The 24,491-nt window shown below is 32.8% G+C and carries 22 protein-coding genes and 1 tRNA gene; 22 read left to right on the top strand and 1 reads right to left on the bottom strand.

The annotated features are described in order from the left end of the window. The first annotated feature begins 14 nt into the window (after window positions 1-14). The 13 genes from DWW96_RS02415 (at window position 15) to DWW96_RS02475 (ending at window position 16,480) form a co-directional block, all read left to right on the top strand. Window positions 15-422 carry a VanZ family protein gene (locus DWW96_RS02415; RefSeq protein WP_243002996.1) on the top strand — a complete coding sequence of 136 codons (408 nt, stop codon included), beginning with the start codon at window positions 15-17 and terminating at the stop codon, window positions 420-422. Between the two features lie 8 nt (window positions 423-430). Beyond that, window positions 431-757: a hypothetical protein gene (locus tag DWW96_RS02420; RefSeq protein WP_022089775.1), complete on the top strand. Its 327-nt coding sequence runs from the start codon at window positions 431-433 to the stop codon at window positions 755-757. 175 nt (window positions 758-932) lie between these two features. Continuing rightward, entirely contained in the window at window positions 933-1,526 is a 594-nt protein-coding gene (locus tag DWW96_RS02425; protein WP_117908771.1) for an HD domain-containing protein, read from the top strand. Between the two features lie 17 nt (window positions 1,527-1,543). After that, window positions 1,544-3,544 carry an aminopeptidase gene (locus tag DWW96_RS02430; RefSeq protein WP_117908773.1) on the top strand — a complete coding sequence of 667 codons (2,001 nt, stop codon included), beginning with the start codon at window positions 1,544-1,546 and terminating at the stop codon, window positions 3,542-3,544. 204 nt (window positions 3,545-3,748) lie between these two features. Further along, window positions 3,749-4,249, top strand: coding sequence for a 5-(carboxyamino)imidazole ribonucleotide mutase (gene purE, locus DWW96_RS02435; RefSeq protein WP_117908775.1), 501 nt, complete (start codon window positions 3,749-3,751; stop codon window positions 4,247-4,249). 156 nt (window positions 4,250-4,405) lie between these two features. After that, complete coding sequence (gene purM / locus DWW96_RS02440) at window positions 4,406-5,431, top strand: phosphoribosylformylglycinamidine cyclo-ligase (RefSeq protein WP_117908777.1); 1,026 nt, start codon at window positions 4,406-4,408, stop codon at window positions 5,429-5,431. Further along, window positions 5,425-6,048, top strand: coding sequence for a phosphoribosylglycinamide formyltransferase (purN, locus tag DWW96_RS02445; protein WP_117908779.1), 624 nt, complete (start codon window positions 5,425-5,427; stop codon window positions 6,046-6,048). Before purM ends, purN begins: the two co-directional genes overlap by 7 nt. Window positions 6,049-6,067: 19 nt before the next feature. After that, window positions 6,068-7,342 carry a phosphoribosylamine--glycine ligase gene (purD, locus tag DWW96_RS02450; RefSeq protein ID WP_117908781.1) on the top strand — a complete coding sequence of 425 codons (1,275 nt, stop codon included), beginning with the start codon at window positions 6,068-6,070 and terminating at the stop codon, window positions 7,340-7,342. Window positions 7,343-7,459: 117 nt separating this feature from the next. Further along, the gene (locus DWW96_RS02455; protein ID WP_117908783.1) at window positions 7,460-8,941 is read left to right on the top strand and encodes a cadherin-like beta sandwich domain-containing protein; all 1,482 of its coding nucleotides are present in this window, start codon (window positions 7,460-7,462) and stop codon (window positions 8,939-8,941) included. Between the two features lie 182 nt (window positions 8,942-9,123). Continuing rightward, the gene (locus tag DWW96_RS02460; protein WP_117908785.1) at window positions 9,124-11,589 is read left to right on the top strand and encodes an ATP-dependent Clp protease ATP-binding subunit; all 2,466 of its coding nucleotides are present in this window, start codon (window positions 9,124-9,126) and stop codon (window positions 11,587-11,589) included. Between the two features lie 144 nt (window positions 11,590-11,733). Continuing rightward, entirely contained in the window at window positions 11,734-12,147 is a 414-nt protein-coding gene (locus tag DWW96_RS02465) for a hypothetical protein (protein WP_022089784.1), read from the top strand. A 566-nt stretch (window positions 12,148-12,713) separates the two neighbouring features. Next, window positions 12,714-14,072, top strand: a complete 1,359-nt coding sequence (gene radA, locus DWW96_RS02470) for a DNA repair protein RadA (protein WP_117908787.1) — start codon at window positions 12,714-12,716, stop codon at window positions 14,070-14,072. A 281-nt stretch (window positions 14,073-14,353) separates the two neighbouring features. Continuing rightward, on the top strand, window positions 14,354-16,480 hold the full coding sequence (locus DWW96_RS02475; RefSeq protein ID WP_117908789.1) for a hypothetical protein: 2,127 nt from the start codon (window positions 14,354-14,356) through the stop codon (window positions 16,478-16,480). 223 nt (window positions 16,481-16,703) lie between these two features. On the opposite strand, the gene DWW96_RS02480 is transcribed toward DWW96_RS02475, so the two are convergent. After that, window positions 16,704-16,774: transfer RNA gene (locus DWW96_RS02480), tRNA-Trp, on the bottom strand. A 533-nt stretch (window positions 16,775-17,307) separates the two neighbouring features. Between DWW96_RS02480 and DWW96_RS02485 the strand changes: the two genes are divergently transcribed. The 9 genes from DWW96_RS02485 to fabF all read left to right on the top strand — a co-directional run bounded on the left by DWW96_RS02485 (window position 17,308) and on the right by fabF (window position 24,461). Further along, window positions 17,308-18,885 (top strand): bifunctional GNAT family N-acetyltransferase/class I SAM-dependent methyltransferase, encoded by a 1,578-nt coding sequence (locus tag DWW96_RS02485; RefSeq protein ID WP_117908791.1) that lies wholly within the window; start codon window positions 17,308-17,310, stop codon window positions 18,883-18,885. Window positions 18,886-18,958: 73 nt separating this feature from the next. Beyond that, window positions 18,959-19,168 (top strand): fibronectin type III domain-containing protein, encoded by a 210-nt coding sequence (locus DWW96_RS02490; protein ID WP_117908793.1) that lies wholly within the window; start codon window positions 18,959-18,961, stop codon window positions 19,166-19,168. 196 nt (window positions 19,169-19,364) lie between these two features. Further along, a complete protein-coding gene (locus DWW96_RS02495) occupies window positions 19,365-19,934 on the top strand; it encodes a sigma-70 family RNA polymerase sigma factor (RefSeq protein WP_022089921.1) in 570 nt (189 codons plus the stop codon). Continuing rightward, on the top strand, window positions 19,927-20,187 hold the full coding sequence (locus tag DWW96_RS02500) for a hypothetical protein (RefSeq protein ID WP_117908796.1): 261 nt from the start codon (window positions 19,927-19,929) through the stop codon (window positions 20,185-20,187). The genes DWW96_RS02495 and DWW96_RS02500 overlap by 8 nt, the downstream gene beginning before the upstream one ends. A gap of 136 nt (window positions 20,188-20,323) precedes the next feature. Further along, the gene (gene acpP / locus DWW96_RS02505) at window positions 20,324-20,554 is read left to right on the top strand and encodes an acyl carrier protein (RefSeq protein ID WP_022089919.1); all 231 of its coding nucleotides are present in this window, start codon (window positions 20,324-20,326) and stop codon (window positions 20,552-20,554) included. Next, complete coding sequence (fabK, locus tag DWW96_RS02510; RefSeq protein WP_117908798.1) at window positions 20,555-21,478, top strand: enoyl-[acyl-carrier-protein] reductase FabK; 924 nt, start codon at window positions 20,555-20,557, stop codon at window positions 21,476-21,478. A gap of 90 nt (window positions 21,479-21,568) precedes the next feature. Further along, on the top strand, window positions 21,569-22,495 hold the full coding sequence (gene fabD, locus DWW96_RS02515; protein ID WP_117908800.1) for an ACP S-malonyltransferase: 927 nt from the start codon (window positions 21,569-21,571) through the stop codon (window positions 22,493-22,495). Continuing rightward, on the top strand, window positions 22,489-23,229 hold the full coding sequence (gene fabG / locus DWW96_RS02520) for a 3-oxoacyl-[acyl-carrier-protein] reductase (RefSeq protein ID WP_117908802.1): 741 nt from the start codon (window positions 22,489-22,491) through the stop codon (window positions 23,227-23,229). Before fabD ends, fabG begins: the two co-directional genes overlap by 7 nt. Then, window positions 23,226-24,461 (top strand): beta-ketoacyl-ACP synthase II, encoded by a 1,236-nt coding sequence (gene fabF, locus DWW96_RS02525; RefSeq protein WP_117908804.1) that lies wholly within the window; start codon window positions 23,226-23,228, stop codon window positions 24,459-24,461. Before fabG ends, fabF begins: the two co-directional genes overlap by 4 nt. The last annotated feature ends 30 nt before the right edge of the window (window positions 24,462-24,491 follow it).

A 24,491-nucleotide genomic window follows, 5' to 3' on the forward strand; every position in this document is an offset into this window, starting at 1 on the left:
GTATCCTGTTTATATTGTATTTATTATGTGCTTTGTATGTAATGTTTTTTTCTGAAAGTTTAGATAGAGAGCTGGTTAGTGATACATACAGATATAATTTAACATTATTTAAAGAAATTAAGCGCTTTTGGAATATGCGCTACACATATGGCTGGAATGTTACACTTATAAATCTGGTAGGAAATGTAGTATGTTTTCTGCCTTTTGGATTTTTGTTGCCAACCATATCAAGAAAATCAATATTTAAAAATATAATAACAGTTACAATTTGGGCAATGCTGCTTAGTTTTGGAATAGAGACAGCACAGTTGCTGACAAAAGTAGGTGCTTTTGATGTTGATGACATTTTCCTTAATACATTAGGCGGATGTTTAGGATATATAATATTCAGATTAACAAAACTTCACAAACATGTTATGTAGGAGAAACAATGGCGAAAAGAAATAAAAAAGACAAAAAACAAAGAATAGCATTAAGCAGTTATACAAAGGGTGGAAGAATATCTTCGCTTATAGCACTTGAAGCTTTTATATTATTTGTTTTAACAGTTGCGTTATGCATAGTACAGAATGGAAACGCAGGTATATATGTAGGAATTTTGGCATGGGCTATATTTGGACTTGCGCTTGCCGGATTTGTAATAGGTTTAAAAAGTTATCAGGAAGAAACAAAGTTTCTAAAATACACATATATAGGAACAATTTCTAATGCAGTAATATGGATTGGAATTTTGTGCGTATTTTTAATATATGTATGATGTCATGGTGAAATTGTGGGAGTGCGTAGCACGAAACAATTCGTGGACATCAAAGCCGGGGAGGTTTGCTCCACCCGATATCATATATATGATCAAGAAAACGATAGCCGGATAATTAGATTACAATTTTAAAAATATAAGAAAGGATGCTTTGCACAGCAGTAATGGTAAGACAATGTCGGATAAAGAAAGATTTGAAAAGCAGATGGAATTTATCAGAGAAGTAGATAAATCAAAAGAAATTTTTAGACAATCATATGTGACAAGTGGCAGTAGACATGAAAATGATGCTGAGCATGCATGGCATCTGGCTATGATGGCAATGATAATGAATGAGTATGCAAATGAAAAAGTAGATTTGCTTAGAGTTATAGAGATGGTACTTGTACATGACCTTGTTGAAATAGATGCAGGTGATACATATGCATATGATAATAAGGGAAATGAAACAAAGAGAGAGAGGGAGTTAGTTGCCGCAGACAGAATTTTTAATATACTTCCAAATGACCAGGCAAAAATGATTAGAGGACTCTGGGATGAATTTGAAGCCGGAGAAACAAAAGAAGCAAAATTTGCAATAACATTAGACAAAACTCAGCCAATAATGTTAAATGATGCTACTGACGGAAGGGCATGGATGGAGCATGGTGTAAAAAAAGAACAGATTATGGCTAGAAACAAAAAAACACCGGATGGTTCCGTCAAAATATGGGATTATTTTGAAAATATAATTAATAAAAATGTAGAAAAAGGCAGAATTAAAGAATAGCCTTTAGGAGTAAATCTATGATTAAAGAAAGATATGATATTGCTATAGAAAGAATAAAAGAAATAATTACTGAAGATACAGTAGAAGAAAAATTTCTACCTTATTTTGTTGCAGCAGCACAGTTTATACTTAAAATAGATAATTTACTTGGGCTAATAGAAAGCAAAAAGATTGAAAAACTGACTTTAGAGCAGTTGACAGCTCTTAATAAAGATTTATATGAAGATGAAACGGAAATTGTATATGGAAAATGTTTCGCAAATCCTAAATTTGCAGTAGAAAAATTAGGAGAAGAATACGGACAGTTATTATGTTATGTATTTACGACAAACAGAAATATGATTTCTAATGCATTTCAGGGCAAATTAGAAGAAATAACATTGAGAATGGAATTGTTTATAGAAATATATAATCAATTTGAAGATAGAGAAAATCTTACAAAAAAATCAATTCATGATATAATTTATTCTTTTGAAAAAGATAATTCAGAAATTTTTATGACCAACAGAATAGATGAAATAATAAATCCTGAAAATGATTTTGCAGTTAAGATTGTAATGGAAAGTGATTTAGAAGATTTAAGATATTTATACAAATATGGTGAAAGCATTAGTGAAAATGAAATAGAAACAGCTAAATTCTTAAACACACTTTCACAGGAAAAAATAGATAAAATCGCAAGTGTTTATACAGAAGGATATAGACTGGGGTTTATAAATACAGGAAAGGATTTATCTATTAAAAGTGCAGTAGACATAAGATATTATATTGGATTTGAAAGAATAATCCGTGCGGCCATAAAGCAGTTTGAAAATATGGGCTTAAAACCGGTTATTTATAAAGGAGGATATGAATCTACCAAGATAAATAAGCAGTATTGGTTTGACCATAAGTTTGATGATGCATTATTCTTTGACAAAGGTTATGTACAAAGAAAGTTAGAGGTTGCAACTACAGCATTTGAAAATAGAAAGAAAACAGCAGCACTTATGGCAGGACCGGCGGTTATAGAAGTATTTGGAGAAAATCCATTTGAGCCGGAAAATAAAAAAGAAGCTTTACAGTTAAACAAGGAGCAACAGAAATTAAAAGTTGAATATGCAAGAGAATATACTCAGATAGTTCAAAAATATATTAAGGGCGATGAGAGAAGCTTTACGATTATTGCGTTTCCACTTCCTGAAATTGGAATGGATTATGAAGAATTATTCGAAGAGACAGTTAAAATTAACTGTTTAGATCAGGATAAATATCGCAAGGTACAGCAGAGTATAATAGATGCCCTTGATAAGGCAGATTTCGTAAGGGTCGAAGGAAAAGGAAGCAATAAGACATATATTACGGTTAATATGCATGAATTGAAAAATCCTGAAAAAGAAACTAATTTTGAAAACTGTCTGGCAGATGTAAACATTCCATTAGGAGAAGTGTTTACTTCGCCAAAACTTACAGGAACTAACGGAGTGTTACATGTGAGTCAGGTATATTTAAATGAATTAAAATACAATGATTTGGAAATTACATTTGAAAATGGATGCATAAAAGACTATACATGTAAGAATTTCGATACTGAAGAAGAAAATAAAAAGTATATAAAAGAAAATGTTATGTTTAATCATGACACTTTACCTATAGGGGAATTTGCCATAGGAACAAATACAACAGCTTATGTTATGGCAAATAAATACGATATAGTATATAAACTTCCAATTTTAATAGTGGAAAAAATGGGACCTCATTTTGCAGTAGGTGATACATGTTACAGTTGGGAAGAAGATGTTAAGACATTTAATCCTGATGGAAAAGAAATTGTAGCAAAGGAAAATGAAATCTCAGCTTTAAGAAATGAAGATTTGTCAAAAGCATATTTCAGTTGCCATACAGATATAACGATACCTTATGATGAACTTGGAGAAATTACAGCCGTAACTAAAAATGGTGAAGAAATTGTCATTATAAAGGATGGAAGATTTGTTCTTCCGGGAACAGAACTTTTAAATGAAGCTTTTGATAAATAAAATAAACATAAAAATGTAAATAAATGTAATAAAATTGTTAATTTAGTACCCCATTTATTGACGTGATAAGTCTTAACAGTTACAATGTAAGTGTTTTTATGATTTAAGAAGCCAGGGGAGGATTGTGTGAGTGCGTAGAACGGAACAATCCGTAGGCATCAAAGTTTAATACAATACTATAAGAAATTATGAAGGAGAATAGCAATGGCAAAAGTAGCAATTGTAATGGGCAGCGATTCAGATCTGCCGGTAATGAGCAAAGCAGCAGATTTTCTTGAAGAGATGGGAATTGATTATGAAATGACAATCATCTCAGCACACAGAGAGCCGGACATCTTTTTTGAATGGGCTAAGGGTGCAGAAGAAAGAGGAGTAAAAGTTATTATTGCAGGAGCTGGTAAGGCAGCTCATCTTCCGGGCATGTGCGCAGCTTTATTCCCTATGCCGGTAATAGGCATACCAATGAAAACATCAGATTTAGGCGGAGTAGATTCATTATACTCAATCGTTCAGATGCCATCAGGTATCCCGGTTGCAACAGTTGCTATTAATGGTGGACAGAATGCAGGTATTCTTGCAGCAAAGATTCTTGCAACATCTGATGCACAGTTGCTTGAAAAGTTAAAAGCATATACAGAAAAAATGAAAAAAGACGTTGTAGCAAAAGATACAAAGTTGAAAAAAGTAGGATATAAAAACTACTAAAATTATATTAAAGGCGTAACGGTATTATATTTTTATAAAATCGGTACTAAATTTTAATATGAAAAATAAAAAAACATATTTATTATAATTTGTTTTTGCATTATATGATTAAAAATGATTTAAGAAACCATTTGAAAGTAAGAGGAGAAAAGAATTATGGATTACAAGAAGGCAGGCGTTGATATCGAAGCAGGTTACAAGTCAGTTGAACTTATGAAAGAGCATGTAAAAGGAACTATGAGACCAGAAGTTTTAGGAGGTCTTGGAGGATTTGCCGGAGCTTTCAGTTTAGATTCTATTAAGAAAATGGAAGACCCTGTTTTGTTATCAGGAACTGATGGATGTGGAACAAAAGTACAGTTAGCTTATATTATGGACAAACATGATACAATCGGTATTGACTGTGTTGCAATGTGTGTAAATGATATTGCATGTTCAGGTGGAGAACCACTTTTCTTCCTTGATTATATCGCATGTGGAAAGAACTATCCTGAAAAGATTGCTACAATCGTAAGTGGTGTTGCAGAAGGATGTAAGCAGTCAGGAGCAGCATTAGTTGGTGGTGAAACAGCAGAACATCCGGGACTTATGCCTGAAAATGAATATGATTTAGCAGGATTTGCAGTAGGTGTAGTAGATAAAAAAGATTTAATTACAGGAGAAAATATTAAACCGGGAGATGCATTAATTGGTATTGCATCATCAGGTGTACATAGTAACGGATTTTCTTTAGTAAGAAAAGTATTTGAAATGTCAGAAGAATCACTTAATACATATTATGATGAATTAGGAAAGACATTAGGAGAAGCTTTACTTGCACCAACAAGAATTTATGTTAAAGCATTAAAGAATGTTAAAGATGCAGGAGTAACAATTAAGGGATGCAGCCATATTACAGGTGGTGGATTCTATGAAAATATTCCAAGAATGCTTCCTGATGGAGTAAAGGCAGTTGTAAAGAAAGACAGCTATGAAGTACCTGCAATTTTTAAACTCCTTGCTAAGACAGGAGATATTGCAGAAGAAATGATGTACAACACATACAACATGGGTATCGGTATGGTATTAGCAGTTGACCCTGCAGATGTAGAAAAGACAATGAAAGCATTAGAAGCTGCCGGAGAAACATGCTATGAAATCGGAAAGATTGAGGCAGGAGAAAAAGGAGCAGAATTATGCTAAGAGTTGGGGTTTTAGTTTCAGGTGGAGGAACAAACCTTCAGGCAATCATTGATGGAATTAAGAATAAAGTAATTACAAATACAGAAATCGAAGTAGTAATAAGCAACAAGAAAGATGCATATGCGCTTGTAAGAGCAAAGGAAAATGGAATTAATGCAGAATGTATTTCACCTAAGGATTTTGCTGAAAGAAAAGATTTTAATCAGGCGTTAATTGATACTTTAGATAAGTATAAATTAGATTTAATCGTTCTCGCCGGATTTTTGGTTGTATTACCTCCTGAAATGATTTCAAAATACAGAAATAAAATTATAAACATACATCCATCTCTTATTCCATCATTCTGTGGAAATGGTTTTTATGGATTAAAGGTTCATGAAAAAGCATTAGAAAGAGGTGTTAAGGTAACAGGAGCTACAGTTCATTTTGTAGATGAAGGAACAGATACAGGTCCTATAATTTATCAGAAGGCAGTAGACATTTTACCTGGAGATACACCTGAAGTACTTCAGAAAAGAGTTATGGAACAGGCTGAATGGAAGATTATGCCACAGGCAATTAATGATATTGCTAATGGCAAAATCAAAGTTGTAGACAATAAAGTAATATATCAGTAGACAATATAAGGAGAATACAATGAAAGTATTAATTGTTGGAAGCGGTGGAAGAGAACATGCCATTGCAAATGCAGTAGCAAAGAGTTCAAAAGTTGATAAGATTTATTGTGCACCCGGCAACGCAGGAATTGCAGAATATGCAGAATGCGTAAATATTGGTGCAATGGAATTTGATAAGTTAGTTTCATTTGCAAAAGAAAAAGAAATTGACCTAACTGTAATTGGTATGGATGATCCGTTAGTAGGCGGTGTTGTAGATGCTTTTGAAGCAGAAGGTTTAAGAGTATTTGGACCAAATAAGGCAGCAGCTATTTTAGAGGGATCAAAAGCGTTTTCTAAAGACTTAATGAAGAAATACAATATTCCAACAGCAGGATATGAAAATTTTGATTCTCCTGAAAAAGCATTAGAATATTTGGAAACTTCAAAATATCCAATTGTATTAAAGGCAGATGGACTTGCTTTAGGAAAAGGTGTATTAATTTGCAATACAAAAGAAGAAGCAATTGAAGGCGTAAAGAGCATAATGCTTGATAAGAAATTTGGCTCAGCCGGAAATACAATGGTTGTAGAGGAATTTATGACAGGAAGAGAAGTTTCTGTTTTATCTTTTGTTGATGGGAATACGATAAAGATAATGACAAGTGCTCAGGACCATAAGCGTGCAGGAGATGGTGACACAGGTCTTAACACAGGAGGAATGGGAACATTTTCACCAAGTCCTTTCTATACAAAAGAAGTTGATGAATTCTGTAAGAAATACATTTATCAGGCTACTGTTGACGCTATGAAAGCTGAAGGAAGAACATTTAAGGGAATTATCTTCTTTGGATTAATGATTACAGAAGACGGACCAAAGGTATTAGAGTATAATGCAAGATTTGGTGACCCGGAAGCACAGGTAGTTCTTCCAAGAATGAAAAATGACATAATTGATGTATTTGAAGCATGCATCGACGGAACACTTGATAAGATTGATTTACAGTTTGAAGATAATGCAGCTGTATGTGTAGTTCTTGCAAGTGACGGATACCCTGTAAGTTATGAAAAGGGATTTGAAATAAAAGGACTAGATACATTTAAGGATAAAGATGGATATTATGTATTCCATGCAGGAACAAAGTTTGATGACAATGGAAAGATTGTAACAAACGGAGGACGTGTATTAGGCGTAACTGCAAAGGGAAAAGATTTAAAAGAAGCCAGAGCAAATGCATATAAGGCAACAGAGTGGATAGATTTCGATAATAAGTATATGAGACATGATATTGGAAAGGCTATCGACGAAGCTTAAAAGTAAGGGAAAGAGATGAAAAAAATATGTGAGAAAGGAAAATTGCAAATCATATAAGCCTTTGATTTGCACCTTTTAAACACAAGATGTTTGTGATTAAAGGAATGGGTACAAATAATGAGAAAAAGTAAATCATTATTATTAAGTTTAATTGTGGCTGCAGGATTGACAACATTAATGGGAGCAAATGTTTTTGCAGATTCTTCTTTAAAAGAATTGACAGTTAATGGGAAAACAGATTCAGGTGACAGTACGGTAGTAAATTTAAGTCCTTCATTTTCAGAAGATGTAACTGATTATGAAGCTACAGTAAAAAACAGCGTGAAAAAATTAGACGTTAAAGCTGTTGCAAATGAAAGTTCAGCAAATGTAAAAGTCTCATGGGACACATTAGATGAAGGCGACAATAAGACATATGTTGAAGTGACAGATTCAAATGGTCAGAAAACTACATACACAATTAAAACAAAAAGACTTACAACAGATGAGGAAGAAACTTATAAAGAAGATACAGAAACTAAAAAAGATAGTGGAATTAAGGTTACTGTTAACAAAACAGAATTGACTATATCTTCAAAAATTAAAAAAAGCGATATTCCTGAAGGATTTGAAGAAAGCACATTTACATATAATAAAAAAGAAGTGCCTTGCATTGTAGGTAAAGTTAAACAACTCACAGCAGTCTATATGACAAATGAGGAAGAAGGCATAGCAGGATTTTATATTTATAATGAAAAGAAGGATACTTTTTATCCGATGAGAAACATTCTTATCAAGAGTAGAATGTACACTGTAGTAAGACCGGAAAAAAGAGATTCATGTCTTAAAAATTATACAAAAAAAAGAATAACAATTTATGACCAGGAAGTCAGTGCATGGGAACTTGATTCAGAAGAAAAACTGTATCTTGTATATGCAATGAACTGGGATGGAGATATAAATCTTTATTGTTATGATGATCAGGAAAAGGTATTCCAGAGATACATAGCTACAAGTGATGTTAACACACAGCTTGAGGCAGCAAATACTGCATACGGAAAATTACAGGATAAGTATAATAGCATTGTTGACAGATATAATATTTTAGTGAAAGCAATTGCAGGATTAATTATTTTAATCGTTATTCTTATATTTGCAGTTTTAAATCTTATATTGTCAAATAAGACAAAAAAAGTAAAAAAATTAAAAGACGAAGAAATTAATAATTTTGGAATCAATGTAGAAGGTCAGAATGATGATGTTAAATCAGATGATTCTGAAAACGAAGAAAATCCGGAGACTACAGATAGTGATGATACTACAGAAGAAACTCATGAAAAGACAGAAGAAGATGAAATAGAAGAAGCTATTTCAGAAGTAAATGAGGATTTAAAATTAGCTGTGGCAATGGAAACAGGTATATTTGACGATACAGATGAACAGAATGAAGATAATGATACTGATAATGGAATTAATATCGTAGAAGAAACAAATGAAATCGAAGAAAATGAAAATAATATTCTGATGGAGAATGAAAAAGACATTCAGACAGAGAATGATATGAAAGACAGCACAGGAAAATCAGATGATGACGATGAAGATTTTGTTTTCGTAGATTAATAACAAAATAGCAAGGATCCGGAGTGTTGCAAGATGTAGCTTTCGGGTCCTTTCTGACATATAATAAAAGTATTTTTTTAATAATCACAGTTTTATTAAATTATTAAAATAATGATAATAAAGATATTTGCAAATAAATCACAAATGTCTGATACAATAAATACAGAATAGGAGGGAAAGCAATGGAGGACAAAAAATATACAAAACAGACTTTACAGGCTTTAGAATATGCAAAAGATATTGCTGTATATTTTGAGGCTGATTATATAGAAACAGAGCATCTTCTAGGTGGGCTTGCAAAGGTTACTGACGGTGTCGCTGCGAATATATTATACAATTATGAACTTGAAGCTCACGATATAATCAGGGCAATAGGCGAAGACATTACAGAGCAGGATATTTTAAAAACGAAGAGAAGAATTTCAAGAAATAATTTAAAATTTACATCCCGAAGTCAGGGAGTTTTAGATAGAGCAAAACTTGAAGCAGGAAGAATGGGAGTAAATGAGGTTGGAACAGAGCATATCCTATTGGCAATAATTGCCGACCCTGAATGTCAGGCAAATAGAATGCTAACAAGTTTTGGACTTAGTTTGAAAAATTTGTGCATAGATATTTTAAAACTTACAGATAGAGACCCTAATGAATTTAGAGCATATGTTAAGCAGGGAAGAAAAGAGCCGGTTAGAAGGTCAGATGTGCCTACATTAGAACAGTTTGGACGAGATTTAACAAGAGATGCACATGAAAAGAGATTAGACCCTGTAGTAGGAAGAGAAACAGAAATCCAGAGAGTTATACAGGTTTTAAGTAGAAGAACAAAGAACAACCCATGTCTTATAGGTGAACCGGGTGTAGGTAAGACAGCAATTATAGAAGCAATTGCACAGAGAATTGAAGCAGGTGAAGTCCCTGAAACAATGCTCGATAAGAGAATATTTATTCTTGATTTGACAAGCACGGTTGCCGGTTCAAAATACAGAGGCGAATTTGAAGAAAGAATTAAAAGAATAATAAATGAAGTTCAGGCAGCAGGCAATATTATTCTTTTTATTGATGAAATTCATACAATCATAGGAGCAGGAAGTGCAGAAGGCTCTATGGATGCTTCAAATATATTAAAGCCATCACTTGCAAGAGGCCAGATACAAATAATTGGAGCAACAACAATAAATGAATACAGAAAAAATATCGAAAAAGATGCAGCATTAGAAAGAAGATTTCAGCCTATAATGGTGGATGAACCATCAGTAGAAGATACAATTACAATTTTAAATGGTTTGAAAGAGACTTATGAAAAATATCATAACGTTGTAATCTCAGAAGAAGGAATTGATGCAGCAGCAAAATTATCTGAAAGATATATTAATGACCGATACCTTCCTGACAAGGCAATTGATTTAATTGATGAAGCATGTGCAAAGGCAAGACTTAAAGGAACACCAAAAACAAAAGCAGTTATTAATGCTGAAAACAATGCGGAACTTTACACAAATATGTTGGAAGACTCCATAAAGAAGGGTGACTTTAAGACGGGAAGCGAAGCTAAGATTAATTTAGACAAAGCAATGACTAAGTTAGATAAAGTTACTGAAAAATGGAACACAAATAAATATGAAAATAAACCTGTAATAGGTGAAAGTGAAATAGCGGAAGTTGTTTCAATGTGGACCAGAATTCCGGTAAGCAAATTAACAAAAGATGAGACAAAGCATTTGATTAAATTAGAGGAAGTTCTTCATAAGAGAGTGGTAGGTCAGGATGAAGCAGTAAAAGCTGTAGCCAAGGCTGTACGAAGAGGAAGAGTAGGATTGAAAGATCCAAACAGACCAATTGGTTCATTTTTGTTTTTAGGACCTACAGGTGTAGGAAAAACAGAATTGTCAAAAGCACTTGCAGAATCTGTATTTGGTTCAGAAGAAGCAATTATCAGGGTAGATATGTCTGAGTACATGGAAAAGCACAGCGTTTCTAAAATGGTAGGTTCACCTCCGGGATATGTAGGATATGATGAAGGTGGACAATTAAGCGAAAAAGTAAGAAGAAATCCATATTCAGTTATATTATTTGATGAAATTGAAAAAGCACATCCGGATGTATTTAACATATTACTTCAGGTACTTGATGATGGTCACATTACTGATTCTAAAGGAAGAAAAGTAAGCTTTAAAAATACAATTTTGATTATGACAAGTAATGCCGGTGCTTCAAGAATTATGGAACCTAAAAAATTAGGATTCAATTCAGAAGAAAATGAAAAACAGGATTATGAAAAAATGAAAGCAAATGTCATGGAAGATGTTAAACGAATTTTCAGACCTGAATTCATAAACAGAATTGATGATATTATTGTGTTCCACAGTCTTGGAAAGAATGAAGTAGGAAAGATTGTAAACATCATGCTTAACCAGTTTAAACACAGAGTAAAAGAGCAGATGGATATAGATATCAGATTTGCAGATTCTGCCAAAAAGTATATAACACAGGAAGGTTATGACAAGAAGTATGGGGCAAGACCACTTAGAAGAATGATTCAAAATAAAATTGAAGATACATTGTCAGATGAAATATTAAATGGAAATGTTACAAATGGAGACAGTATTACTATTTCAGTTAGAAATAAAGAGGTTATTATTCTAAAGAAATAATTGAACGAATAGTGATAAATTTGTAATAAAAATTTAATAAATTATATACGACTTTTGGAAGAAAAAAACGGACAAGTATGTTATAATGAAAAAAACACTAGGACGCCTGACGGAATTAACGGGCGAAAATAACAGGAGGATAAGATGGCAGTAGTAAGCGAATTGATTAGAAAAGAAAGCGATGGTTCTATTAGCTTTGGTGATTATACATTAGATAAGAAGACAAAGCTTGCAGATTTTGAAGTTGCAGGTGATATGTACAAAGTAAAGACTTTCAATGAGATTACTAAATTAGAAAGAAACGGAATGTTTGTATATGAATCAACACCGGGAACAGCAGTAAATGCATTCAAAGCAACAGCTGATGAAGTAAGTTTCTTTGTTGAAGGATTAGGACAGACTCAGATAACACTTGAATTAACAGCAGAAAAAGAATATGAAGTTTTCATCAGCAACAGAGCAGTAGGAAAAATGAAAACTAATTTAGGCGGTAAGCTTACAATTAGTGTAGATGCTGATAAAGAGGCTGTAACACACGTAAAAGTTGTAGCAATTTAATAATCAATAAGCACAATAATAAAATAAAAATAAACTAAAAAAGTGTCAAACCACATGGCACTTTTTTTGTTATACGCAATGAGCCAAATACTTTCAGCTTTTTGCTTGCAAAAAAAGCTGAAAGTATTTGGCGAATGTATAATCACTGAGAAGAAGCAAAGCGGATTCGAAGTGATGTACATGGCGAAGCCATGGGTATAACAAAAAAAGATAAAGAATAAGAGTTGTCGAATGCATAATCACTGAGAAGAAGCGAAGCGGATTCGAAGTGATTACATGGCGAAGCCATGGGTATAACAAAAAAAGATAAAGAGTAAGAGTTGGCGAATGCATAATCACTGAGAAGAAGCGAGAGTTTTAAAGCCCGGAAGGTGAAGCAGGATAAATTTGAATAAAGAGCATTTGCCGCCGTCGGTTCAAATCTTTCGCCATATTCTGACAGAAACCAATGGTTTCGAAGTCAGAATGTGGCGAAAGATTTAGAACCGCTACGAGTGGCAAGCAGCGCGAGCGTACTTTAGTCAAAATTATCTTGCTTCACTCCCAGAGATTGAAAAAGGAGAAATATGGCAAAGGGAAAAACAACAGCATTTTTTTGCAAAGAATGCGGATATGAAACAAGCAAATGGTTAGGACAATGTCCGGGATGTAAAGAATGGAACACATTTGTAGAAGAATTAGTCACAAAGAAAACAAAGGGACTTACGGGAAGAAATATACTTGAAAGTAAACCGGTAGCAATAAATGAAGTTGATGCAGCAGATGAAGAAAGAATTTCAACAGGATTTTCTGAATTAGACAGAGTGTTAGGTGGGGGTATTGTGCCCGGAGGAATGGTACTTGTAGGTGGAGATCCGGGTATTGGAAAATCAACGCTATTGTTGCAGGTATGCAGAAACCTGTCAAATGATGGGAAAAAAGTACTTTATATATCAGGTGAAGAATCAGTTAAGCAAATAAAATTAAGAGCAAACAGAATAGGAAAATTTAATGACAAAATGCTTCTTTTGTGCGAAACAAGTCTTGATACCATAGAAGAACAGATAAAAGTATGTAATCCGGATATTGTTGTTATTGATTCGATTCAGACAATGTATCGTGAAGAAGTAGGTTCGGCACCGGGAAGTGTAAGTCAGGTAAGAGAATCTACAAACGCTCTCATGCAGGTCGCAAAGGGAAGTACAATTTCAATGTTTATAGTAGGTCATGTAACAAAAGAGGGGGTTGTGGCAGGACCAAGAGTGTTAGAGCATATGGTAGATACAGTTCTTTATTTTGAAGGAGACAGACACGCAGCATATAGAATTATAAGAGGTGTAAAGAATAGATATGGTTCCACAAATGAAATAGGAGTATTTGAAATGAGAGCAGAAGGACTTGAGCAGATACTTAATCCATCTGAGTTTATGCTGGAAGGCAGACCAACGGATGCTTCAGGTTCAGTTGTTGCGTGCCTTATGGAAGGAACACGTCCTATTTTGGTAGAAATACAGGCACTTCTAACAAGAAGCAATTTTGGTATGCCGAGAAGAACTGCGGTGGGAACTGATTATAACAGAGTAAATCTTTTGATGGCAGTTTTAGAAAAAAGAATTGGAATTCAAATGGGAGACTTCGATGCTTATGTAAACGTTGCAGGCGGAATGAAAATATCAGAACCCGGTCTTGATTTAGCGCTTGTAATTGCCATGCTTTCAAGTTACAAAAACAGAGTTATTGAGGCAGATACAATATTTTTTGGCGAGGTAGGTCTGGCAGGTGAAATAAGAGCAGTTGCAATGACAGATCAAAGAGTTGCTGAGGCAAAAAAATTAGGATTTAAACGCTGTGTTCTTCCAAAGGTATCAATGGATAGCTTAAAAGATACTAGTGGAATAGAATTAATAGGCATTAGTAATGTAAAAGAAGCACAGGATTTAGTTTGAAGTAACTAAAAGAGTTAATAAGGCAAAATTTATAGAATAAAAGTTAAAATTACAAATTAGCAATATATACGATAGAAATTAATAATTAATTTTGAATAAGAGAATAATTAATTGTTAAATAATAATATTAGTAAATTGCACTCGGAATTTTAATACAATAAAGTTGAGAAATGTCACATATTAATGTATAATATTTTGTGAGGTTCTAAATAATATGTACATTATGCATTAAATTTGTGAACTTATAAAGTAACAAAACAGATAAATGAAGGGAGAGTACAATGAGACAAAATGTAAAACGAACAATTGCATTTGCTGAAACTGTAGCAATGATTGCAACATTGACAGTAGGAATTACATTTGGCAACGCAACACAAGTAAAGGCGGATATAACATCCAGAACAAATAATATTCATATTGATACTTCAATTCCAATTTCGTCTCAGGGTGAAACAGTAGGTTATGAATTTACAGTTGAAAAAGATGGGTACTATATGTTGTACACACAGGGAGAGGATGATACATACGGAACTTTGTATGTAAAGGAAGGAACAACTTGGAAAGAACTTATCCATGATGATGATGGTGATGACGGCGATTCAAACAACTTTCTTTTAACAGCTACATTATATAAGGATAAAGAATATAAGATAGATGTTAGAGAATATGATAATAACAATTTTAGCACAGAATTATTTGCAACAGAATATACACCAATAATTAATGGGGTAAATTGTAGTTCTAATGTATATGCCAGGGTAGGTGATACAGTTGAATTGAAAACATATGCTGAAGATCAATATGGAAATCATATTGAGGATTTAGGAGATCTTGGAATAACATATAGATGGTATATGGAAGATGATGAGACAAGTAAAATTGACGAGTTAGGTACCGGAAGTTCTTATACAGTTAACAACGTAACGGAGCATATATTTAATGAAGTTACATACAAAGTTGATTGGCGTTATGGCGAATATAATGATACGCTTGAGTTTTATATATATGATATAGAATATTCTTATAAAATTAACTCAGATAATAGTGGCAATATATACGCAAGCCAGGGAGAATCTGTTTCATTAAATATTAAAGTTGAAAATTATAAAAAAGAAGAAGTTGACCCGGATGAAGAGGGAATTACTTGTACTTGGTATAAATGTAATGATGATGAAAGAAAAGAAATAGGAAAAGGAAAAAGCTATACAATTGATAGCGTTGAACAAAATGATTTATATGATGAAGATTCAAATATAAGATATCGTTGTATAATCAAAAAAAATGATAAATTTATTGATGCAACTACATTTTATATTTACGACAGAGTTTATGCATATGAAACACAGAGTATATGGATAAGAACAATGGCAGGACAGAGTTGTATACTTGAAGCTAATGTTGCTAATGCAGAAACATATAATGAAGTTAATCCTGCAAATGAAGGAATAACTGTAAAATGGTATAAGTATACAGGAAAGAGATATTATGATAGTGGCAATGACGATTATTATTATGAATATGGTGATCCTGTGGAAGTTTCTTCAGATGGATTTATTTTATTAAACAATTTATCTGAAAAAGATTTTTATAGAAATGGCGATACAAGTACATATTGGACATATGCAATCTATAAAAACGGGAAAAAGATAGATGAATCAGATGCACATATTAGTAAAGAAGATGCTGATTTTTCAGGTGTTACTGAAATGAAAGTTGTATATGCAAATGAAGGAAGTTCAGCGACACTTGTTCCGGACGTTTACGAAAATGGAACAAAAGTATCATTTAATAAAAATTATATATGTGAATGGTCAAATGAAAAGGATGAAAATCTTGGAACAAAATTAGTTTATGACATAAGTAATGTAACAGCAACTAATATTTATTCATATCAGAATCCTGTTTCCTATTATTGTGATGTTTATAAGGTAAGTTATGATGGAGATGGAGAGTATAGAGAGCGTATTGGATATACAAGATTTATTATTGTTAGAGGTAACTCACAGATAAATCAGCCAAATCAACCGAACCAATCAGGTCAGCCAACAACATTACCGGGACAGAATAATGTAACAACACCGACAACAAACAATACAGTAGGCAATGCAGCAAAAGATGCAACAATTAAAGAGACAGTTAAAGGAAATGTTTTAAAAGCCGGTAAAGAAAGTATAAAGATTTCTATTAAGAAAATCGCAAAAGCAAAAGGATATCAGGTACAGGTTTCTACTTCAAAGAAATTTAAAAAGAAAGTAACAATTACTAAATTAACAAAGAAAAATAGCATTGTTATTAAGAAATTAAAGAAAAAGAAACAGTATTTTGTAAGAACAAGATCATATACAATTGTTAAAAAGAAAAAGAAATTTGGTAAATGGTCAAAAGTAAAAGCTATTAAAACAAAATAGAAAAATGTTTATAAAGTAGTGTCGGTATAAAAGAAAATAATTAAATTTATTTTCGGAAATATATTAATGCCAATACGGCAAGCTGAATTATAAACTTATAAAATGAAACCTTCAGTGTCATTTGAGCACTGAAGGTTTTTTACAAGGTGTTGTTTATGAAATTAAATTTAAATAAGTTTATGTAAAAATAAAAAATCGTGTTAAAAACACGATTTTTTTATAACAGGGGTGGAAGGAATCGAACCCTCCTCTGGAGTTTTGGAGACTCTTATTCTACCGATGAACTACACCCCTAAAGGTTGCTGTGCGTTAAGCACTTGATATTTATATCACAAATAGAGAATATTGTCAAACAAAATATTAATAAAAGTGTTTTTATTAATTTGAATAAAAAAATAACACCTGCCTATAAAATAAAGGGTTGCATAATAAAAACAGTTCAATTACAATGAGAAAGAAGAAAGAAGTCGTTAAATTCCTAATATAATTATATCAAATACCTTCATATTTTATTAGAGACCCCAATCAATTAACGAACTTCTTTAAAATAATGAGCGTTTGCAATCGAAAGATTTGTGAATGCTCATTTTCTTTTGGCGTTATTTATACATATTATTTATTTAAATTATTGAGATTATATATTGTAAAATGAAAGATTAGATAATGAATGTTTTCTGTTTATATTATTACTTATCTCTAAAAAATTTTTACGTGAAGTTTATTTAAATAAAAGATTAGATAATACTAATATTTATTCTTATATTCTATGGAAAGAAAGTGCCAAATTTGATATTATATACATAGAGACTTTTAAGGAGAGAAAAGGAATGTACGATACTGTAGCATATATATACAAGGATTATCGAATTGAATTTAAAGAAGAAGGGTATCATGTGTACGGAGAGGCTTTTTATCCGGGAGAAGTTTTGCCGGTTGGAACAATTACAGGACATTCATATAACTCTAAAGACGAAAATGATATTTCACATATGAAAGACAATTCACTTCATATTGATATGCTTATTGTAAGTGAAAAGCATAATGGAAAAGGGGTAGGTTCAACCCTTATGAAGATGATGATGTTGTATGTTGAAAAAAGAAAATTTAAACATGTTACTACGAATCCAACTCCGATAGATGGGAGAACTACAAAGCAGTTGGAAAAGTTTTATCATAAATTTCATTTTAGCACAGGTATTATGATAAAACGAATTGAATTTGTAGATGACAAGGATATGTTTGAGTTAGATAGTGACGAGAATAGTGAGGAAGAATTTGAGACTCAGAAGATAAAAAATATTAACCACGATGTAGAAAAAGCCGTAAGTTCACAGAAGTCCGGAAGTTATCAGGAGGAAGAAGTTATTGAAGGACTTCAGCCTGTTGAAAAAATTGAACTTAAAGAAAACATACAGGCAGCGCTTAGAGTATTAGACGAGGAAGCTCATAAAATAGAAATGAAAAAAGTTATGCTTGAAGAGATATCTAATGCGAACGGAATAGAAGAATCTTTATATGAGTTAGAACAGGATGTTGAATTAAAGCAAGAAGCTACTAATAAAAGAACGGCTTCTGATAATGTTAAAATATCTTTAAAACAAGATGACAATAAGAAAAAACAGGAACTAAAGACTGAATGCAAGATAAGCGATAAATTGGAAGATGATTTTACTAAAGAGGGAAAAGACGATTATGCAGAGCATTTAAAAGAAAAAACGGGCTCAGAGGAAAAGGCAGCTTCACAAGTTAACCATATTCCGAATTCTTACAATATTGGTATATTGACAACGATCTATTATGTAGAGGAAAGATTGCCAAAGAAGAGCGATATTCTTGATATAAGCTCAAGATTTGTAGCAAAGAAAGCTTATTTTGAACAGAAAGGTCACAAAGTTACTTCTGTTAATTCCATAGATTTAACAGAATTTAATGATGAGAGTTTTGATGTTGTACTTGCAGTTGAACCTATGGATAAATTAAAGACAAAAGAAGAACAGGTGTCATTTCTTAAAGAAGCATACAGAGTGTGTAAAGTAGGCGGAAGAGTTTTCGTTTCATTTACTTCTAATGATATGATGCTTGCAAATGAAATTTTAAATTACGATCCTGATTTTCTTAAATCTGAAAATGTAGACAAGAAAACAATGAAGATTCTTCATGGAAGTAAAACTACATTTACCATAGATGAGATGGAAGATGTAATTCATTCAAGCGGAATGGAATTTACAAATAGATTTGCCATGGATGGAATAGGTTCTATGATGACTGAACAAATTGATGCAATGAATGATAGTCAGTTTAATAAATGGATGAGTTATCATTTATATACGTGTGAGAAAGAACATGGAATAGGATACAGTTCATCAATTGTTTATATAATTAAGAAGATAGACTTAAGTGTTTAGAATAATTAAGAAAAAGAACTTAACTAAAGATGAGAAAAATAGACTTAAATTTTTACAACAAAAATGAATTTAAGTGATTAGAATCATCGAGGTAAAAGTATCAACATCAAAGAAATTTGCTAAAAAGACAACAAAAACAGTAGATGCAAAGAAGTTATCTGTTACAGTTAAAAAGTTACAACCAAATAAAAAATATTTTGCAAAAGTAAGAGCGTATGTTATCGTTAATGGAACAAAAGTATATGGCAAATATTCAAAGGCTGTAAAGATTAAGTTAAAGTAAGGCTTGAAAAATAAGTTGTATTGAAAACTAAATTGTAAATGTAAAATATTATATTTGAAGAGCTGTCGTATTTATGCGGCAGCTTTTTTTAACCAAATTCAATCTAATTCAAAAAAATAGAGATTTTTTTGCAAGATTATGATAAAAATAGTGTATAAGTTAATGTACGTACAAAATCCTTAAGGAGAACAAAGAAGTGACAGATGAAAGAATTTTAAAGTTGCTGATAAATAAAGACGAAAAAGCTCTTTATAAATTATCAGGAAAATATGACAAGTTACTTAGTTACATTATTTCAAATATTGTGGGAAACAGACCGGAAGATGTAGAAGAATGCCTGAATGATACTTATTTTAAGGTATGGAAAAATGCACATAAAATCGATTTGAAAAAAGCATCACTTAAGACATATTTAAAATATGTAGCAAGAAATACGGCGATTAACAGAATAAGAGATTTAAGCAAAGATGAAATAATGCTTGAACATGGGGACGCGGAAGAAATGCTTAAAAATTATGTTTCCATAAGCAAAGGACCTGAAGACAGGGCAATGATTGAAGAAGATGTAAATTTGCTTAAAAATATATTAGATGATTTAAAACCAAGAGAAAAAGAATTGGTTATTAGAAAATATTTTTACATACAGAGTTCCAAAGTGATAGCGCAGGAAATGAATATGGAAGTTACTACGGTAGATTCATATTTATCAAGGCTTAGAAAGAAAATGAAAAAGGAATTCCAGAGGAGAGAAGAAAGTTATGAGTAATCCAATAATTGAAAATGCGATTTTTGAAAGCAAGTTAATTGATTTATTTAGTAAAATAGATATAAGTGAAGTTGAAACAGATTATCCGGACGAAGATATTGAAAAGCTAAAATTTGAAGAAACACTACTTGAAAAATGGTGGAATAACAAGAAAGTAAGAAGAGTTACTGAAGTGGGTGTGCTTGCGGCATCCCTTACAACAGGAATAATTGTTGCAATCAGAGTTATTCACAAAAAGCGAAAGGCTGCATAACAGTGAATCAATAAGATATTAAAAAAATAAAAAAAATAAAATTTTGCAAAAAAATTGCAAGGTTTTATTTTTTTTTGTGTATAAGTATATGTCCGCGTTAAAAAAGTGGAACAAAAAGAAAAGAGGAATTAAAAAAATGGTAGAAAAGATTATTGAATTAGCAAAAGAAAATTTAAGCATTGATGGAGAAATTACAGCAACAAGTTCTTTCAAAGAAGATTTGGAAGTAGATTCATTAGACTTAATGGAATTAGTTATGGCATTAGAAGATGAATTTAATGTAGAAATTCCATCAGAAGAATTACAGAATATCAAGACAGTTCAGGATGTTGCTGACTATTTAACATCAAAAGGCGTGGAGGCATAAATGAAAACAAGAATAACAGAATTGCTTAAAATTAAGCATCCTATTATTCAGGGAGGTATGGCATGGGTAGCTGACCATCATTTGGCAGCTGCTGTGTCAAATGCCGGCGGACTTGGAATTATAGGTGCGGCAAATGCTCCAGCAGAAGTAGTTAGAGAGGAAATAAGAAAGACAAGAGAATTAACAGATAAGCCTTTTGGGGTAAATGTAATGCTTCTTAGTCCATCAGCAGATGAAGTTGCAAAAGTAGTTGTTGAAGAAAAAGTTCCCGTAGTTACAACAGGTGCAGGAAATCCTGAAAAATATATGGAAATGTGGAAAGAAGCGGGAATAACTGTTATTCCGGTTATTGCTTCTGTAGCGATGGCAAGAAGATTAGAAAGAACCGGAGTTGACGCGGTTATCGCAGAAGGATGTGAATCAGGCGGCCATATTGGTGAATCAACTTCAATGACTTTAATACCACAGGTAGCTGATGCGATAGAAATTCCTGTAATTGGAGCAGGTGGCGTAGGCGATGGAAGAGGCATGGCAGCAATGTTTATGTTAGGTGCTGAAGGAATTCAGGCAGGTACATGTTTCTTAGTGGCAAACGAAACAAATATTCATGAAAATTATAAAAATAAAGTTTTAAAGGCAAAAGATATTGACTCGGTTGTAACAGGAAGAAGCCATGGACATCCGGCACGTTCATTAAGAAATAATATGACAAGACAATATGTAAAAATGGAAAATGAAGGTGCAGGATTTGAAGAATTAGAATATCTCACATTAGGCTCGCTTAGAAAGGCAGTGCAAGATGGAGATACACAGAATGGCTCTTTTATGGCAGGACAGATAGCAGGACTTATACACGAAACGAAAAGCTGCAAAGAAATAATTGAAGAAATGGAAAATCAGGCAGAAAAACTTTTGAAATTATAAAAAATTAATTGGAATTTTTTGAACAAAAAAATAAAAGTAAGTGTGTATCAAATAAAAAACATGAATTATAACTCAAAGTTAGGAGGAAACATGGGAAAGACGGCATTTATTTTTCCGGGACAAGGTGCTCAGTATTTTGGAATGGGAAAAGATTTTTTTGATAAATATGAAGACAGTAAAAAATACTTTGAAGAAGCAACGAAGATTCTTGGATTTGATATGGAAAAGATGTGCTTTGAAGAAAATGAAGATTTAAACAATACACAGTATACACAGGCAGCAATGTTTACAGTATGCGCAGCAATTTTACAACAGATTGAAAAAACAGGAGTAAAGCCTGACGTGTGTGCAGGATTAAGTCTTGGAGAATATGCAGCCCTTTATTCATGCGGAACAATTACATTTGAGGATGCGGTTTATCTCCTAAGAAAAAGAGGAATGTTTATGGATGAAGAAGTTCCGGATGGTAAAGGAACAATGGCAGCAGTGCTTGGAATGGATGCAGATAAAATTGATGATATTTGCAAAAATACAGAAGGAGAAGTGGCAGTTGCAAATTATAATTGTCCGGGTCAGATTGTTATAACAGGTGAAACTGATGCAGTAGAGAAAGCTTCAAAAACTTTAGCAGAAAATGGAGCAAAGAGAGTTTTGCCACTTAAGGTAAGCGGACCATTTCACTCTGCCATGCTAAAAGGGGCAGGAGAGAAGCTGGAAAAAGAATTGAAAAATATTGAGCTTAAAGAACTTAAAATGCCGTATGTGGCAAATTGTAATGCAAGTTACATATATGATAATTCACAAATAAAAGAACTTCTAAAAAAACAGATTTCAGCACCTGTAAAATTTATGCAGAGTGTTGAAAAAATGATAGATGATGGAGTTGATACATTTGTTGAAATAGGACCGGGGAAAACACTTTCTAAATTTGTTAAAAAAATCAATAAAGATGTAACGGTAATAAATATTGAAAAAGTGGATGATTTAGAAAAACTGAAAGGATTAGAAATATGTTAAGTAATAAAGTAGCAATTGTTACAGGAGCTTCCAGAGGAATAGGCGCTAAGGTGGCAAAGACATTTGCTGAAAATAACGCAGTTGTAATAGTAAATTATGCAGGCTCTAAGGAAAAGGCAGAAAATGTTGTTGACGAAATTATTAAATCAGGGGGAAAAGCAGAAGCTTATAAATGCAATGTAGCCTCATTTGATGAAGTAAAAGAAATGATGGAATATGTTGTAAAAACTTATGGAAGAATAGACATTCTTGTAAACAATGCAGGGATTACAAAAGATAATCTTTTGCTCAGAATGTCAGAACAGGAATTTGACGATGTAATAGATGTTAATTTAAAAGGAACATTTAATTGTATGAAAAATGTAACAAGACAAATGATGCGACAAAAAAACGGAAGGATAATTAACATGTCTTCAGTAGTTGGAGTTCATGGAAATGCAGGACAATTAAATTACAGTGCTTCAAAAGCAGGAATAATAGGAATGACTAAATCGCTTGCAAAAGAAATGGCTTCCAGAAATATAACTGTAAATGCAATTGCACCCGGATTTATTGAAACTGATATGACGGGTCAGCTGGATGAAAATGTGAAGAAACAGATTTTATCAGGAATTCCGGCTAATTGTCTTGGAAATGTAAATGATATTGCACAGACGGCGCTGTTTTTGGCATCTGATGGAGCAAGATATATTACAGGACAGGTTATCGGAGTAGATGGAGGTATGGGAATTTGAAACGAAGAGTAGTAGTAACCGGATTAGGAATAATATCACCAATTGGTAATGACATAGATACATTTTGGGAAAATGTGAAAAAAGGAACAGTAGGAATCGGAGAGATAACAAAATTTGATACTACGGATTTTAAGGTAAAACTTGCAGCAGAAGTTAAAGATTTTGATGCTACAAAATATATGGATAAGCGCGAAGCAAGAAGAATGGAATTGTTTTCTCAGTATGCAGTAGCAGCGGCAAAACAGGCAGTTGAAGATTCAGGGCTTGATTTGGAAAAAACAGATAAAAACAGAATGGGTGTTTCTATAGGCTCAGGAGTTGGAAGCTTGCAGGCGATGGAAAGAGAACATAAAAAGTTACTTGAAAAAGGACCGGGAAGAATTAGCCCGATGTTAGTTCCGATGATGATTACAAATATGGCAGCAGGAAATGTGGCAATTCAGTTTGGCTGTAAAGGCAAGTGTTTAAACATCGTAACTGCATGTGCAACAGGAACACATTCGATAGGAGAAGCATTCAGATACATTCAGTATGGCGATGCAGATATTATGCTTGCAGGTGGAACGGAAGCATCAGTTTGCCCAATAGGAGTGGGCGGATTTTCAGCACTTACAGCACTTTCAACACAGGAAAATCCTTTAAGAGCTTCAATCCCATTTGACAAAGAAAGAAGTGGATTTGTTATGGGTGAGGGTGCAGGAGTTGTTGTATTAGAAGAATACGAGCATGCAATAAAGCGCGGAGCAAAGATATATGGTGAAGTTGCAGGATATGGAGCAACATGTGATGCATTTCACATTACATCACCTGCCGAAGATGGTGAAGGTGCAGCAAGGGCTATGATGCTTGCGATGGAAGATGGAAATGTAAAACCTGAGCAGGTTGAGTATATAAATGCACATGGAACAAGTACACATCATAATGATTTATTTGAAACAATGGCAATTAAAAAAGCATTTGGTGATAAAGCATATGATTTAAATGTAAATTCAACAAAGTCGATGGTAGGTCATATGTTAGGTGCAGCAGGGGCTGTGGAATTTATCGTATGTATCAAATCGGTTATGGAAGATTACATCCATAAAACAGCAGGCTTTAAAGTAAAAGATGAAGAATTGGATTTGAATTACACACCTGAGGCTGTTAATAGAAAAGTAAATTATGCCATAAGTAATTCGTTAGGTTTTGGTGGACATAACGGCAGCATAATGGTTAAAAAATTTGAAGCATAATAGCTGAAAAAATAAATGATTATGATTATG

The organism is Eubacterium sp. AF17-7 (assembly GCF_003461285.1).
Classification (GTDB): domain Bacteria; phylum Bacillota; class Clostridia; order Lachnospirales; family Lachnospiraceae; genus Eubacterium_U; species Eubacterium_U album.

What these genes read in the sequence shown, in the direction of transcription:
- DWW96_RS02420 (WP_022089775.1), top strand. Translation starts at nt 431, where the DNA reads ATGGCGAAAAGAAATAAAAAAGACAAAAAACAAAGAATAGCATTAAGC.
- DWW96_RS02425 (WP_117908771.1), top strand. Translation starts at nt 933, where the DNA reads ATGTCGGATAAAGAAAGATTTGAAAAGCAGATGGAATTTATCAGAGAA.
- DWW96_RS02430 (WP_117908773.1), top strand. Translation starts at nt 1,544, where the DNA reads ATGATTAAAGAAAGATATGATATTGCTATAGAAAGAATAAAAGAAATA.
- purE (WP_117908775.1), top strand. Translation starts at nt 3,749, where the DNA reads ATGGCAAAAGTAGCAATTGTAATGGGCAGCGATTCAGATCTGCCGGTA.
- purM (WP_117908777.1), top strand. Translation starts at nt 4,406, where the DNA reads ATGGATTACAAGAAGGCAGGCGTTGATATCGAAGCAGGTTACAAGTCA.
- purN (WP_117908779.1), top strand. Translation starts at nt 5,425, where the DNA reads ATGCTAAGAGTTGGGGTTTTAGTTTCAGGTGGAGGAACAAACCTTCAG.
- purD (WP_117908781.1), top strand. Translation starts at nt 6,068, where the DNA reads ATGAAAGTATTAATTGTTGGAAGCGGTGGAAGAGAACATGCCATTGCA.
- DWW96_RS02455 (WP_117908783.1), top strand. Translation starts at nt 7,460, where the DNA reads ATGAGAAAAAGTAAATCATTATTATTAAGTTTAATTGTGGCTGCAGGA.
- DWW96_RS02460 (WP_117908785.1), top strand. Translation starts at nt 9,124, where the DNA reads ATGGAGGACAAAAAATATACAAAACAGACTTTACAGGCTTTAGAATAT.
- DWW96_RS02465 (WP_022089784.1), top strand. Translation starts at nt 11,734, where the DNA reads ATGGCAGTAGTAAGCGAATTGATTAGAAAAGAAAGCGATGGTTCTATT.
- radA (WP_117908787.1), top strand. Translation starts at nt 12,714, where the DNA reads ATGGCAAAGGGAAAAACAACAGCATTTTTTTGCAAAGAATGCGGATAT.
- DWW96_RS02475 (WP_117908789.1), top strand. Translation starts at nt 14,354, where the DNA reads ATGAGACAAAATGTAAAACGAACAATTGCATTTGCTGAAACTGTAGCA.
- DWW96_RS02485 (WP_117908791.1), top strand. Translation starts at nt 17,308, where the DNA reads ATGTACGATACTGTAGCATATATATACAAGGATTATCGAATTGAATTT.
- DWW96_RS02500 (WP_117908796.1), top strand. Translation starts at nt 19,927, where the DNA reads ATGAGTAATCCAATAATTGAAAATGCGATTTTTGAAAGCAAGTTAATT.
- acpP (WP_022089919.1), top strand. Translation starts at nt 20,324, where the DNA reads ATGGTAGAAAAGATTATTGAATTAGCAAAAGAAAATTTAAGCATTGAT.
- fabK (WP_117908798.1), top strand. Translation starts at nt 20,555, where the DNA reads ATGAAAACAAGAATAACAGAATTGCTTAAAATTAAGCATCCTATTATT.
- fabD (WP_117908800.1), top strand. Translation starts at nt 21,569, where the DNA reads ATGGGAAAGACGGCATTTATTTTTCCGGGACAAGGTGCTCAGTATTTT.
- fabG (WP_117908802.1), top strand. Translation starts at nt 22,489, where the DNA reads ATGTTAAGTAATAAAGTAGCAATTGTTACAGGAGCTTCCAGAGGAATA.